This is a genomic window from Shewanella sp. SM69, assembly GCF_025653985.1.
GTDB classification, from domain to species: domain Bacteria; phylum Pseudomonadota; class Gammaproteobacteria; order Enterobacterales; family Shewanellaceae; genus Shewanella; species Shewanella oncorhynchi.
In genome coordinates, this window is the sequence record NZ_JAKKRV010000019.1 from 18,100 (window position 1) to 32,913 (window position 14,814).

Annotated in this window: 10 protein-coding genes; 8 read left to right on the forward strand and 2 right to left on the reverse strand. The window is 46.1% G+C overall.

Going from position 1 to position 14,814, the window contains the following annotated elements; translation table 11 throughout:
* Window positions 1-7: 7 nt before the first annotated feature.
* Complete coding sequence (pepQ, locus tag L5M37_RS20125) at window positions 8-1,330, reverse strand: Xaa-Pro dipeptidase (protein WP_263201702.1); 1,323 nt, start codon at window positions 1,328-1,330, stop codon at window positions 8-10.
* 490 nt (window positions 1,331-1,820) lie between these two features.
* Here pepQ and fadB point away from each other — a divergent pair, with 490 nt between their 5' ends.
* From fadB to L5M37_RS20155, 6 genes are all read left to right on the forward strand, one after another.
* Window positions 1,821-3,971, forward strand: a complete 2,151-nt coding sequence (fadB, locus tag L5M37_RS20130; protein WP_263201703.1) for a fatty acid oxidation complex subunit alpha FadB — start codon at window positions 1,821-1,823, stop codon at window positions 3,969-3,971.
* A 22-nt stretch (window positions 3,972-3,993) separates the two neighbouring features.
* Window positions 3,994-5,157 (forward strand): acetyl-CoA C-acyltransferase FadA, encoded by a 1,164-nt coding sequence (fadA, locus tag L5M37_RS20135; protein ID WP_014609502.1) that lies wholly within the window; start codon window positions 3,994-3,996, stop codon window positions 5,155-5,157.
* Between the two features lie 243 nt (window positions 5,158-5,400).
* Window positions 5,401-6,567, forward strand: coding sequence for a diguanylate cyclase domain-containing protein (locus L5M37_RS20140; protein ID WP_198573722.1), 1,167 nt, complete (start codon window positions 5,401-5,403; stop codon window positions 6,565-6,567).
* Between the two features lie 175 nt (window positions 6,568-6,742).
* Entirely contained in the window at window positions 6,743-6,988 is a 246-nt protein-coding gene (gene tusA, locus L5M37_RS20145; RefSeq protein ID WP_105250817.1) for a sulfurtransferase TusA, read from the forward strand.
* A 48-nt stretch (window positions 6,989-7,036) separates the two neighbouring features.
* Complete coding sequence (locus tag L5M37_RS20150) at window positions 7,037-7,483, forward strand: MOSC domain-containing protein (RefSeq protein ID WP_113941403.1); 447 nt, start codon at window positions 7,037-7,039, stop codon at window positions 7,481-7,483.
* A gap of 244 nt (window positions 7,484-7,727) precedes the next feature.
* The gene (locus tag L5M37_RS20155) at window positions 7,728-10,916 is read left to right on the forward strand and encodes an amidohydrolase family protein (protein WP_263201704.1); all 3,189 of its coding nucleotides are present in this window, start codon (window positions 7,728-7,730) and stop codon (window positions 10,914-10,916) included.
* 190 nt (window positions 10,917-11,106) lie between these two features.
* Here L5M37_RS20155 and L5M37_RS20160 read toward each other — a convergent pair whose 3' ends face one another.
* The gene (locus L5M37_RS20160; protein WP_263201705.1) at window positions 11,107-11,703 is read right to left on the reverse strand and encodes a DNA-3-methyladenine glycosylase I; all 597 of its coding nucleotides are present in this window, start codon (window positions 11,701-11,703) and stop codon (window positions 11,107-11,109) included.
* A gap of 117 nt (window positions 11,704-11,820) precedes the next feature.
* Between L5M37_RS20160 and glyQ the strand changes: the two genes are divergently transcribed.
* Both glyQ and glyS read left to right on the forward strand, forming a co-directional pair.
* Window positions 11,821-12,726 carry a glycine--tRNA ligase subunit alpha gene (gene glyQ, locus L5M37_RS20165; protein ID WP_219235734.1) on the forward strand — a complete coding sequence of 302 codons (906 nt, stop codon included), beginning with the start codon at window positions 11,821-11,823 and terminating at the stop codon, window positions 12,724-12,726.
* A 10-nt stretch (window positions 12,727-12,736) separates the two neighbouring features.
* Window positions 12,737-14,806 carry a glycine--tRNA ligase subunit beta gene (gene glyS, locus L5M37_RS20170; protein ID WP_263201706.1) on the forward strand — a complete coding sequence of 690 codons (2,070 nt, stop codon included), beginning with the start codon at window positions 12,737-12,739 and terminating at the stop codon, window positions 14,804-14,806.
* Window positions 14,807-14,814 lie beyond the last annotated feature (8 nt).

Here is a 14,814-nt window from a genome sequence, read left to right on the forward strand (position 1 = left end):
TCAAACATCAATCGGCTAAGCCGAGCTCACGGGTCATGTTCTCGTTTCTATCTTGATGCACTATGACGTTATCTTCGATACGAATACCGCCAAAAGGCCTTAACTCATCAACCGTTTGCCAGTTGATCTGCATGCCACGACTATCTTGTTTAAGCTCATTGAGCAAAGTATCTATGATGTATAACCCAGGTTCCATAGTCAGCACTTGGTTTGGCGCTAAAATGCGGGTGCAGCGCAAGAATGGGTGGGCCTCAGGTGCAGCGATATGGGTACCGCGCTCATCGTGGGAGAAGCCACCCACGTCATGTACTTGTAAACCTAACATGTGGCCTAAACCATGGGGGAAGAAAGCACTGGTAATGCCTTGATCAACCAAACCTTGGGCATCCCCCGTGGCTAAATCAAAATCCAATAGCATTTGCGCGACTTTAGCGTGAGTCGCTAAGTGTAAATCAGGATAACGCACACCGGGGCGCATCATGTCGATGAGCTCAAGCTGCGCCTTATTCATCGCGGCGATCAACTCATCGAAACGATTCTTCTCGAAGGCATAGGTTCTAGTGATATCAGAGGCATAGCCAAAGTAACTCGCGCCCGCATCGATAAGAAAAGACAAACGTTTCGCGGGGCTTTGATGTTCAAGCGCGGTGTAATGCAAAATCGCCGCATTTTGATTAAGAGCGATAATATTGCCGTAGGGCACTTCATTTTCGCTCTGACCCACGGCAGATAAATAATGCTGTTGGATCTCGAACTCACTCGCACCGTTATAAAACGCATTTTTAGCCGCCAAATGTCCCTGCACTGCAATTTGGTTGGCGCGGCGCATGCATTCCAGCTCATATTCAGTTTTAGTGGTTCTGTGGTAATGCAAATAGCTCATCACAGCATCAGGATTGCGACTGGTAAAACCCAGCACTTCGGCTACATCTAAATGCTCGCCCAAATAAGCCCAATTAACAGTGTCTTTGGGCAACAGTTCAGCGACCTTATCGGCCTTAGTTAACAGCTTAATATCAAAATGCTCGGTCCAGAACATATCCGGCACATCGGATACTTTGTGCCAAAAATCCACAGGACGATAAAAAATCAGCTGCGGCTTATCGCGACCATTGACGACTAACCAGCAATTCGGATTATCCAACACTGGCAACCATGCCTTGAAGTGCGGGTTTGCTTTAAAGGGATAATTGATATCATCCAAAAACATCCGATGCGGTTGACCCGAATGGATCACTAAACCAGACAAGGCTTCTCGAGACAAAATCTCTGCGACTCGGCGGTTTAACTCGGCAATATGGGCACGATAGTGATGAGCCAACTGATCCATTTGTCATCTCCTGCAATGAATAAAAGTTAATATTATGAGCCAAATTTGCCCACATAATCTTAATCTGATCATGAACAACAGATTCAATCAAAACGTTAAACTGTCACTCAATCTAAAATACATGGCTGCTCAATAAAGAACATTAAAGCGATAACATCATGATTATTTTTAATAATTCTATTCAACCCTAGCATGGCTGCAGCGTTTAAACGTCTAAGGAAAACAGCCGCAAAGACCTATTTATCCGCAAAGTGATTTAACGCACTCTAGGTGTTCTACACTCTGTGCAGTGTATCACAAAGGTGAAAAATCACTCTAGCCGACAAGAAATTAAACAGTCGTTTAAATTGGGTGTTGTAATTTATCGAATTTCGAAGCACACTGGCACACAACTGGTCAAATGATGGCCGAAGCTGCTGTGAGATAGAGAGTCGTACTAGCACCAACACATAATGGTGGGTATCACTTTTAAGCCAAAAGGAAGCAAGCAATGATCTACCAAAGTCCTACAATTCAAGTTGAGTTACTCGAGGATAATATTGCCAAGCTGTGCTTTAACGCACCCGGTTCGGTGAACAAATTCGACAGAGAAACCCTCGCTTCGCTCGATGCCGCATTAGACAGCATCAAGCAAAATTCCAATATCAAAGCGTTAGTGCTGACCTCAAGTAAAGATACCTTTATTGTGGGTGCCGACATTACCGAATTTTTAGGCCTATTCGCACAAGATGACGCCGTACTGCTCTCTTGGGTTGAACAAGCCAACGCTGTCTTCAACAAACTCGAAGACTTACCTTTCCCAACAGCATCTGCAATCAAAGGCTTTGCCTTAGGTGGCGGCTGTGAAACCATTCTGGCAACGGATTTTCGTATCGCAGATACCACAGCCAAAATCGGTTTACCTGAAACTAAACTCGGCATCATCCCAGGCTTTGGCGGCACAGTTCGTCTGCCACGTGTGATTGGTGCAGATAACGCACTTGAATGGATCACCACAGGTAACGACCAACGCGCTGAAGATGCACTGAAAGTCGGTGCTGTGGATGCTGTGGTTGCGCCAGAAGCATTAGAAGCGGCTGCGATTCAAATGCTCAAAGATGCTGTTGCTGAAAAGTTAGATTGGCAAGCGCGTCGTAACCGCAAGCTGTCTGCCCTAACGCTGCCAAAACTCGAAGCTATGATGTCATTCACCACTGCTAAAGGCATGGTGTTTGCTGTTGCGGGTAAACACTACCCAGCACCAATGGCCGCAGTAAGCGTGATTGAGCAAGCATCGACTAAAGGCCGCACCGAAGCACTGCAAATCGAGCATCAAGCCTTTATCAAACTGGCTAAAACTGACGTTGCTAAAGCGCTTATCGGTATCTTCCTTAATGATCAATTCGTTAAAGGCAAAGCGAAAAAAGCGGGTAAATTAGCCAAAGAAGTGAAAAACGCTGCCGTATTAGGTGCTGGCATTATGGGCGGCGGTATCGCCTACCAAAGCGCCAGCAAAGGCACACCGATTGTCATGAAAGACATTGCCCAGCCAGCATTAGATTTAGGCCTCAATGAAGCCGCCAAACTGCTGTCTGCCCAAGTTGCTCGTGGTCGTTCAACGCCAGAAAAAATGGCCAAAGTGCTGAACAACATCACGCCTTCATTAGATTATGCTGCGCTCAAACACAGTGATGTCGTCGTTGAAGCCGTTGTTGAACATCCAAAAATTAAAGCACAGGTTTTAGCCGAAGTTGAAGGCTATGTGAGTGAAGATGCAATTATCGCGTCAAACACCTCAACGATTTCAATCAACTTGCTCGCTAAGAGCATGAAGAAACCTGAGCGTTTCTGCGGTATGCATTTCTTCAACCCAGTGCACAAAATGCCGTTGGTAGAAGTTATCCGTGGTGAGCACAGTTCTGAAGAAACCATCGCCTCTGTTGTGGCTTACGCCAGCAAAATGGGCAAAACCCCAATCGTGGTAAACGATTGCCCAGGCTTCTTCGTTAACCGCGTACTCTTCCCTTACTTTGCAGGCTTTAATGGCTTACTTGCCGAAGGTGGCGACTTTGCTGCAATCGACAAGGTAATGGAAAAACAATTCGGTTGGCCAATGGGCCCTGCTTACCTGCTCGACGTAGTGGGTTTAGACACAGGTCATCACGCCCAAGCCGTTATGGCTGAAGGTTTCCCTGATCGAATGGGTAAATCAGGCACTGATGCGATTGATGTGATGTTTGAGAACAAACGTCTTGGCCAGAAAAATGGCAAAGGTTTCTATGTCTATTCAGTCGATAGCCGTGGTAAACCGAAGAAAGATGTCGATCCAACGAGCTATGGCCTATTGAAAGATGCCTTTGGCGAGTTAAAAACCTTTGAAACCGATGACATTATTGCCCGTACTATGATCCCTATGATCATCGAAACCGTGCGCTGTTTAGAAGAAGGTATTGTCGCATCACCAGCCGAAGCGGATATGGGCCTAGTTTATGGCTTAGGTTTCCCGCCATTCAGAGGCGGCGTGTTCCGTTATTTGGATACCATGGGTGTCGCAAACTTTGTGGCCTTAGCAGACAAATATGCTCACTTGGGCGGTCTGTATCAAGTCACAGATGCGATGCGTACATTAGCAGCCAATAACGGTAGCTACTACCAAGCCTAATTAGCGGGAAAGGAATTTAATCATGAAACAAGCTGTTATCGTAGACTGCATCCGTACTCCGATGGGCCGCTCAAAGGCTGGCGTATTTCGTAATGTACGTGCAGAAACTCTGTCTGCCGAATTGATGAAAGGTCTGTTGCTGCGTAATCCGCAACTCGACCCAAACCTAATTGAAGACGTGATTTGGGGTTGTGTGCAACAAACCCTAGAGCAAGGCTTCAATATTGCCCGTAATGCTTCACTATTAGCCGGCATTCCAAAGACCGCTGGCGCTGTGACGGTTAACCGCCTATGTGGTTCGTCAATGGATGCTATCCATCAAGCGGCGCGTGCGATTATGACTGGCATGGGCGACACCTTTATTATTGGTGGCGTAGAACACATGGGCCATGTGCCTATGAGCCATGGTGTCGACTTCCACCCAGGTCTTGCTAATAACGTGGCAAAAGCCTCTGGCATGATGGGCTTAACCGCTGAAATGCTGGGTAAACTGCACGGTATTACCCGTGAACAGCAAGATGCTTTTGCAGTACGTTCTCATCAACGTGCTTATGCTGCGACGATTGAAGGCCGTTTTGCCAAGGAAATCTATGGCATTGAAGGTCACGATGCTAACGGTGCCTTAATTAAAGTCCTGCAAGACGAAGTGATCCGCCCAGAAACGACTATGGAATCTCTAGCAGCACTGCGTCCGGTATTTGATCCAGTCAACGGTACTGTCACTGCGGGTACTTCTTCTGCACTGTCTGATGGCGCTTCAGCCATGTTAATCATGGAAGAATCTAAAGCGCGCGCACTTGGCTTGCCGATTCGTGCACGTATTCGCTCTATGGCGGTTGCGGGTTGTGATGCGGCGATCATGGGTTACGGCCCAGTTCCTGCTACGCAAAAAGCGCTGGCTCGTGCCGGTATCACAGTTGCCGATTTAGATGTGATTGAACTTAACGAAGCGTTTGCTGCTCAGTCTTTACCTTGTGTGAAAGATTTAGGTTTAGCGGATGTGGTTGACGACAAAATCAACCTCAACGGCGGCGCGATTGCACTAGGTCACCCACTGGGTTGTTCAGGTGCGCGTATCTCTACGACGCTGATCAACTTGATGGAAGACAAAGACGCGACCTTAGGTTTAGCGACCATGTGTATTGGTTTAGGCCAAGGTATCGCCACCGTGTTCGAACGCGTTTAATTCGTTAATCAAATAATCATCAAAGCCGGAACTTGTTCCGGCTTTTTTATGCCAAATCTTCTGCCATCATAAATATTAATATTTCTCATTTCTTCTGCTGTTCATTTGAAAATCAGTCCGTTATCGACTTAACTACAAGGGCATTACTGGCTATTGTGGACGACAACAGGCAAGCAATCATCAGCCAAATCTAGGCAGTGTAGTGCAAGGATGCAATTCGTTGTTTTACCAGAGGAATGCCAGATGCTACAAACGGAACAGACCCTTTTCGAACAAATGCGGATCACTGAGCTGGAGATCGAGTCTCGTAAGGCGCTCTTCTCTTTTACAGGGGCAGACGTAAAGGCACTGCAATCCTTTAAGCCCATCATTGAAGAAAACATCGATAAAATTGTCGATGACTTTTACGGCTTACAAACCAGTGTGTCAGAAATTGCGCTCTTGATTGGAGACTCAGACACCCTTGCCCGCCTACGTACCGCACAGAGAAGATATGTGCTTGATTTATTTAATGGTATTTATGATCTTGAGTACGTAAACAATCGCCTGCGGATTGGTTTAGTCCATAAACGCATTGGTGTTGAACCCAAACTTTACCTGTCTGCAGTACACACTCTCAAGGAGTTGATCTATGCAGTGATCAACAGCTCAGTACAAGATGTACGTCAAGCCGAACGTATTCGAGCCGCAATTGATAAACTCGTGCTGTTTGATGTCACACTAGTATTCGATACATATATTCGCAGCTTAGTCTCCGAGATTGAGAACGCTAAGGATAAAGCCGAAAAATATGCCCAAAGCATGGAAAGCAAAGTCAAAGAGCGAACACAGCAGTTAGAAGAACTCTCGCAAACCGATCCCTTAACAGGTTTGCTCAACGTAAGGCACTTACAAGAAACCGCAACTCGCATACTCAGAGCAGCCCAAAGACGCGCCGAGCCCGTATGTGTCATCTACTTAGATGTAGATGATTTTAAATTATTTAATGACACTCAAGGCCATAGATCAGGTGATGAAGTACTTTGTGCTGTCGCAAAAGCGATTAAAGAAACCACTCGTGCTGAAGATCAATGTTTTCGATATGGTGGAGATGAGTTCTGTATCATCATGCCTAACTGTCGTGAGGAACAAGCTCGCGAGAATTTCATCACTCGGTTTAATCAAAAAATAAAACTCAGTCTAAACAATATTTCCTTAAGCTTTGGCATTACAGATACTGGCCCCTATGAATATGAAGAAGCCAATAGCTTAATTCATAAAGCCGATCAAAAAATGTATAGCTACAAACGGGCGTCCAAATTGCAGCAACAAACTATGGCGGCAGCAAATGATTTAGCACCAGAGAATAGTACAGCTGTCATCCATCCAATCTCTCAATCTCAAAGCGCTGCTGATAAAGCCGTTGAGTAATGTTAATTACTATCAGCCATAAGTTTGTTCCACGTGGAACATTTTATCTCTAGCTTTGGTAACGACAAAAAGCACACCAATCAAACCACATCACAAATTGAGACCACCAACTTGGTTTATCATGGGGGCTGGAGTAACATTAGCTAATTCTGCTTAACCGTTCAGTAGAGGTAATATGAACGATGCTTTCTCAACCGCACAGCATAGGCTCGATGCACTAGGCTTACGTTGCCCAGAACCTGTAATGATGGTGCGTAAAACGGTAAGACAAATGGCTGCAGGCGAGACACTGCTGATCATTGCCGATGACCCTGCAACGACACGCGATATTCCAAGCTTCTGTGAGTTTATGGATCACACCCTTATCGCCAGCGAAACGGCTCAGACGCCATACCAATATTTGATCAAAAAAGGACTTTAAGTCGTATCGTTTTAGCGACTTAATCATTAAAAAAGGATGTGAGGAACTATGCCAAAACTGCTGGCAATTGCCTATAAAACTGTAAAGCGCGGCCCAATGAATGAGGTTCTCTGTGCCAATGTCACCCAGTTAAATGGTGTAGAGAAAGATGTATTTGGTCGTCCTGGCAAACGCCAAGTCACTGTGCTTTCCAAACTACAATGGCAACAAGCCTGTCGTGCTATCGAGGCAGAATTGCCTTGGACGACTCGCAGAGCAAATCTGCTCGTTGATGGTCTGGTATTTAGCAGTGCAGATGTTGGTAAACATTTACAAATTGGTGAGTTACTACTTGAAATTACAGGTGAGACCGATCCCTGTAAAAAAATGGAAATTGCACATGTCGGTTTAGAAGCCGCACTCACCCCAGATTGGCGAGGAGGTGTTACATGCAGGGTATTAAATGATGCCATGATCCACCTAGGTGATGAGATAGCAATTTTCTTTCCTCGCTAATCCAATCAGCCTATCTCAGCTAGTTCTCCATACTCCTCTATAAATAGAACCAAATAACTTGGTTCTATTTCTGTTTTCCCAACCCTAATATAAATATCAGCTTTCTAGCTCGAACATCAATTGAAACAGTATTTACGTTTTCCTTCCTATCTATTTATGCGATAACTACACCAAGTATTAACAAAACTTTATCTTGTGATTAATACCGATCATGTAGCCCATAAGAACGATAACAGGAAGTGACATGTTTAACTCTAAACTTACCCCGCTTTATATTGCCCTCACTCTTGGGATGAATACCCTCGCAGTTAACGCCACAGAAACGAAAGAATCGACTTGGAATGTTAACGCTCCAGCGAATGCTCCCTTAGTGCAAGTCAAAGTTGATGTTAATGAAGGCACTTGGATGAACTTGAGTGTCAGCCCAGATGGTAAATATATCGTCTTCGACTTACTCGGTGACATCTACCAAATTCCAGTAACAGGCGGTGAAGCTAAGCCATTAGCCCAAGGCATAGCTTGGCAGATGCAGCCCGTCTATAGCCCCGATGGCAAGCACATTGCTTTTACGTCCGATGGCGATGGTGGTGATAACATTTGGATTATGGATGCCGATGGTAAAAACCCAAGAACAGTCACCCAAGAAACCTTCAGGCTACTAAACAGTCCAGCTTGGAGCCCAGACTCCCAGTATCTGGTTGCCCGTAAGCACTTTACTGCCAGCCGCAGCTTAGGCGCGGGTGAAGTGTGGCTATATCACGTAGCGGGTGGTGAAGGCGTCAAATTGACCGAACGCCCGAATGATGAGAAAGATTTAGGTGAACCCGCGTATTCTCCCGATGGTCGCTATATCTACTTTAGTCAGGATGACACGCCGGGTAAAACCTTCCATTACTCAAAGGATTCGGTCAACGGTATCTATAAAATCAAACGCTACGATACTCAAACTGGTGAGATTGAAGTTTTAATCGAAGGCACTGGTGGTGCGATTCGGCCAACGCCGAGCCCAGACGGCACTAAGCTCGCCTATATTAAGCGCGATGATTTTCAGTCATCACTCTACCTACTCGACCTTAAGTCAGGCGAGACGACTAAGCTGTTTGGCGAACTTGACCGTGATATGCAAGAGACTTGGGCCATTCATGGCGTCTACCCAACAATGGCATGGACTCAAGATAACAAGGATATTTTCTTCTGGGCCAAAGGAAAGATTAACCGCCTGAATGTTGCCAATAAAATGCTCACCGACATTCCTTTTAGTGTAAAAACCGAGTTAGCCGTACAGCCCTCAGTGCGCTTTAAGCAAGATATCGATAAAGACGTTTTCGATGTAAAAATGCTACGTATGGCGCAAGTCTCACCGGATGGCAACAAAGTCGTATTCGAAGCACTGGGTAAGATTTGGTTAAAATCCTTACCCGACGGCAGAATGTCACGCTTAACTGAGTTCGATAACAATATCGCGGAGCTTTATCCACAGTGGTCCCGCGATGGCAAAAATATTGTTTTCACCACTTGGAATGACCAAGACCAAGGCACAGTACAAGTGATTAGCGCTAAAGGGGGCAAACCTAAGCAGCTAACATCTGAGCCAGGAAAGTACGTAGAACCCACCTTTTCACCCGATGGTGAACTTGTTGTGTATCGTAAAACTCAAGGTGGTAATCTCACTCCGAGAACTTGGTCGCAGGAACCTGGACTTTATAAAGTCGATATCAAAGGTAAACAAAATAACAAGATCAGTGCAGATGGCTATCAAGCTCAATTCGGTGCCAATGCCGATCGCGTCTTTTTTATGAATAGCAGCGAAGATGAAACGCCACAGTTATCATCGATCAATTTAGACGGCTTCGATAAGCGGGTTCATTACAGCAGCAAACATGCAACTGAATTTAGGGTTTCACCCGATGGTGAGCAACTCGCCTTTGCTGAACGCTTTAAAGTTTGGGTAACACCTTTTGCTAAACACGGCGAGACAGTTGAGATTGGCCCCAATGCCAGCAATCTACCCGTAAGCCAATTGAGTACCCGTGCGGGCGAAAGTATCAGTTGGAACAGTAAAAGCGACCAACTATATTGGACTCTTGGCCCCGAGTTGTACCAAGCCAAGGTTGACACTCAATATCGCGACAAAGATGAAAAGGCACAACCAAGCATTATCGATTTAGGCTTTACCGAAAAGGCCGATGTTCCACGTGGAACAATCGCCTTCGTCGGCGGTAAAGTGATTACGATGGAAAATGACCAGGTGATTGATAATGGTGTGGTCATAGTCAAAGACAATCATATTGTCGCCGTAGGTGAAGCCAATGTTGCGATTCCTAAGGATGCGCAGATCATCGACATCAAAGGCAAATCCATTATGCCAGGACTATTCGATGCCCACGCCCATGGACCGCAAGCAGATGATGAAATTGTGCCACAACAGAACTGGGCGCTGTATTCCGGTTTATCCTTGGGTGTCACCACGATTCACGATCCCTCGAATGACACCACAGAAATCTTTGCCGCATCTGAGCAACAAAAAGCAGGCAATATTGTTGGCCCACGAATATTCTCCACCGGCACCATACTCTATGGCGCAAATGCACCGGGTTACACGTCACATATCGACTCGCTCGATGATGCCAAGTTTCATCTGGAACGCCTGAAAAAAGTCGGTGCCTTTAGCGTAAAAAGTTATAACCAACCGCGCCGCAATCAGAGGCAACAGGTCATAGCCGCAGCGCGTGAACTTGAAATGATGGTTGTCCCAGAAGGTGGCAGTTTGCTGCAACATAATTTAAGCATGGTCGCCGATGGCCATACTACGATTGAGCACTCGCTCCCCGTTGGTTCAATCTATAACGATATCAAACAGTTTTGGAGCCAGACTCAAGTTGGTTACACCCCAACCTTAGTAGTCGCCTATGGTGGTATTTCTGGTGAAAACTACTGGTATGATAAAACCGATGTGTGGGTCCATCCACGCCTATCCATGTATGTGCCAGCCGATATTTTGCAAGCAAGATCAATGCGACGCCCCCATGCTCCAGAGAGCCACTACAATCATTTCAATGTTGCTAAGGTGGCTAACGAGCTCAATAAGTTAGGTGTTCATCCTAATATCGGCGCTCACGGCCAACGTGAGGGTTTAGCGGCACACTGGGAAATGTGGATGTTTGCCCAAGGCGGCATGAGCAATATGGAAGTGTTGAAAACGGCCACCATTAATCCAGCGACGACCTTTGGCATGGAGCAGCAACTCGGTTCTATCAAAGAAGGTAAGCTCGCAGACTTGATCGTTATTGATGGTGATCCATTAGCCGACATTCGAGTCACCGACAAAGTCACTCATACTATGGTCAATGGTAAGTTATTTGATGCAGAGACTATGAATGAACTTAATGGAGATAAAGAACAGCGTAAGCCGTTTTTCTTTGAGAAACTCTAAGTTCGACCTCAAGACAAAATGAAATTGTCGCTTTTCTATAAGGCCATTTAGACTTTATAAGAGTGATGACTAACTCCTGCGAATAACAAAAAGCATGTTCCACGTGGAACATGCTTTTTTATCTCTAGGCTTCTAATACCACGACAAGTCCCAATCCCTACTTCAACATAGGCAAGCTCTGCGATTAATGTTACTCGTGGTTATGCAGTCCGGCACAAGAATCGACACAGGCCTGATAAGCAATACACTCGACAAGATGATCGTTCACCATACCCACCGCCTGCATAAAGGCATAACAAATGGTTGGGCCGACAAAATTGAATCCGAGTTTCTTCAACGCTTTTGACATGGCTTCAGATTCTGGTGTTTGTGCAGGAACCTGCGACATTGCCGTAATCTGATTAACTATGGGTTTTCCGCCCACAAAGCCCCATAAAAATGCAGAGAAATCCTTCCCATCGGCAGTATAGGCTAAATAACCTTTAGCATTCTTGATGATAGAGTTCACCTTCAAGCGATTGCGCACTATACCGGGATTCAACATGAGCTCCTCTACCTTCGCCTCATCGAAAGTCGCAATAATCTCAGGTTCAAAATTAGCAAAGGCCTGTTCATAATTTTGTTGCTTCTTCAGGATAGTTATCCAAGATAATCCGGCCTGTTGACCATCTAAACACAACTTAGCAAACAGCTCCTTTGGATCATAAACAGGTCGCCCCCACACTTTGTCGTGATACTCACGATACAAGGGATCATCACTTACCCAGCCACAGCGGATCTCTTCCATGACATATAACCTTATCGTTTTAATTAAGAAGGTAAAAAATAACCTACATAAGCAGATATCTACAAGGTATAATCGAACCCATTTTCTATTCAGGCTGACGGCAGTAGACAAGTAGACATGACGACAAAACACGACGTAAAAACATTTCAGGGTTTCATTCTCACCCTGCAGGAATATTGGGCACAGCAAGGCTGTGCAATTGTTCAACCTCTAGATATGGAAGTCGGCGCTGGTACATTCCACCCACAAACTTTCCTACGTTCTTTAGGGCCTGAACCTATGAGCAGTGCCTATGTGCAGCCATCGCGCCGCCCTACGGATGGTCGTTACGGTGAAAATCCTAACCGCCTGCAGCACTACTACCAATTCCAAGTCGTGTTGAAGCCTTCTCCTGACAATATTCAAGAGCTGTATTTAGGCTCACTGCAAGCACTGGGTATTGATACTCAAATCCACGATATCCGCTTTGTAGAAGATAACTGGGAATCACCAACACTAGGTGCTTGGGGCTTAGGCTGGGAAGTTTGGCTTAATGGTATGGAAGTGACTCAGTTTACGTACTTCCAACAGGTCGGCGGCATCGAATGCAGCCCTGTCACAGGTGAAATCACCTATGGCCTAGAGCGTCTGGCCATGTATATCCAAGGCGTAGATAGTGTTTATGATCTCGTATGGACCGATGGTCCACTGGGCCGAATCACCTATGGCGATGTGTTCCATCAAAACGAAGTCGAGCAATCGACCTATAACTTCGAGCACGCCGATGTGGACTTTATGTTCACCCTGTTCGATCAGTGCGAAAAAATGTGTCAGCATTTATTGTCGCTCGAAAAACCTTTACCTCTGCCCGCCTACGAGCAAGTGATGAAAGCCTCACACGCCTTCAACCTGCTCGATGCCCGCCATGCCATTTCAGTTACCGAGCGCCAACGCTACATCTTACGCGTTCGTACTATGGCGAAAGCGGTCGCTGAATCTTATTATCAGGCACGCGAAGCGCTTGGCTTCCCAATGTGTAAGTAGAGGTAAAAACATGAATTTTGAAAACTTACTCATAGAGTTAGGCACGGAAGAATTACCACCTAAGTCACTGCGTAAACTGGCTGAATCCTTTTTAGCTAACTTTACTGAAGAACTCACCAAAGCCGATTTAGCGTTCAGCTCAGCCGTTTGGTACGCAGCGCCACGTCGTCTGGCAATTAACGTCACTGAACTTGCCCTTGCACAAGCTGACAAAGTCGTTGAAAAACGCGGCCCAGCAGTGAGTTCAGCATTCGATGCAGAAGGCAAACCGACTAAAGCCGCCGAAGGTTGGGCACGTGGTAATGGTATTACTGTTGAACAAGCCGAACGTTTAGTTACAGATAAAGGCGAATGGTTAGTCCATAACGCCAAAGTTGAAGGCGTCGAAACCAAAAGTTTGATCGCTGCCATGGCTCAACGTGCACTCGATAAATTGCCCATTCCTAAGCCAATGCGTTGGGGCAATAATAAAACCCAATTTATTCGCCCTGTTCACACCGCGACTATGTTGCTAGGCAGTGAGTTGATTGAAGGTGAATTGCTGGGTATCAAATCGGCACGCACTGTTCGCGGTCACCGCTTTATGGGGCTCAAGCAGTTTGAATTAGCACACGCTGATCACTACCTTGCCGACCTAAAAGAAAAAGGCAAAGTCATCGCCGATTACGAAAGCCGTAAAGCATTAATCAAAGCCGATGCCGAAAAAGCCGCCGCTAAGATTGGTGGCACAGCCGATATCGAAGATAGCCTGCTTGAAGAGGTCACCTCTTTGGTTGAATGGCCTGTGGTATTGACCGCTAGCTTCGAAGAAAAATTCTTAAGTGTACCGTCTGAAGCTTTGGTCTATACCATGAAAGGCGACCAAAAATACTTCCCAGTCTTTGATGATGCAGGCAAGTTACTGCCAAACTTTATCTTTGTGGCCAATATCGAATCTAAAGATCCCGCGCAAATTATCTCAGGTAACGAGAAAGTCGTTCGCCCACGTCTTGCCGATGCCGAGTTCTTTTTTAATACCGATAAAAAACACACGCTGGAATCGCGTTTACCTAGCCTAGAAACCGTCCTGTTCCAACAACAGCTCGGCACCTTAAAAGACAAAGTGAATCGTATTTCTGCCCTAGCCGCCTTTATTGCCGAGCAAACTGGCGCAAATACGGTTGATGCAGCCCGTGCAGGTTTGTTATCTAAAACCGATTTGATGACCAATATGGTGATGGAGTTTACCGACACTCAAGGCACTATGGGCATGCACTACGCCCGCCTTGATGGTGAAACCGAAGCTGTTGCGATTGCGATGGAAGAGCAATACAAGCCTAAGTTCTCTGGCGATACAGTGCCTAGTGCTGGCGTATCTTGCGCAGTCGCATTAGCAGACAAGCTCGATACTTTAGTCGGTATCTTTGGTATTGGCCAAGCACCCAAAGGCGCTGCCGATCCCTTTGCCCTACGCCGTGCCGCCATCGGTGTGCTGCGTATTATCGTTGAGAATAAACTGCCACTGGACTTAGTAACGCTGATAGCCAAAGCTCAGGAGCTCCACGGCACTAACTTAAGCAACGCCAATGCAAGCGACGAAGTGTTAGAGTTCTTAATGGCTCGCTTCCGCGCTTGGTATCAAGATAAAGGTATTGGTGTTGATGTGATCTTAGCCGTGCTAGCACGTCGCCCAACACGCCCAGCTGATTTTGATAGCCGTATCAATGCGGTATCACACTTTAGAAGCCTAGAAGCTTCTAGTGCACTTGCGGCAGCGAACAAACGTGTATCCAACATTCTGGCTAAGGTTGAAGGTGCTTTACCAACAACCATCAATGCGAATCTGTTAACCGAAGTCGCAGAACAAGCATTAGCGGCCAAGTTGAACGAGCTGCAACCACAGTTGGCGCCTTTGTTTGCCAATGCCGATTACCAACAAGCCTTAACTTTGTTGGCTGGCCTACGTGAAAGTGTGGATCAGTTCTTCGAAGATGTGATGGTCATGGCAGATGATGAAGCGTTGAAAAACAATCGGTTGGCATTATTGAATAATCTACGCGAGCAGTTCCTGCACGTCGCGGATATATCACTACTGCAATAATGATACTA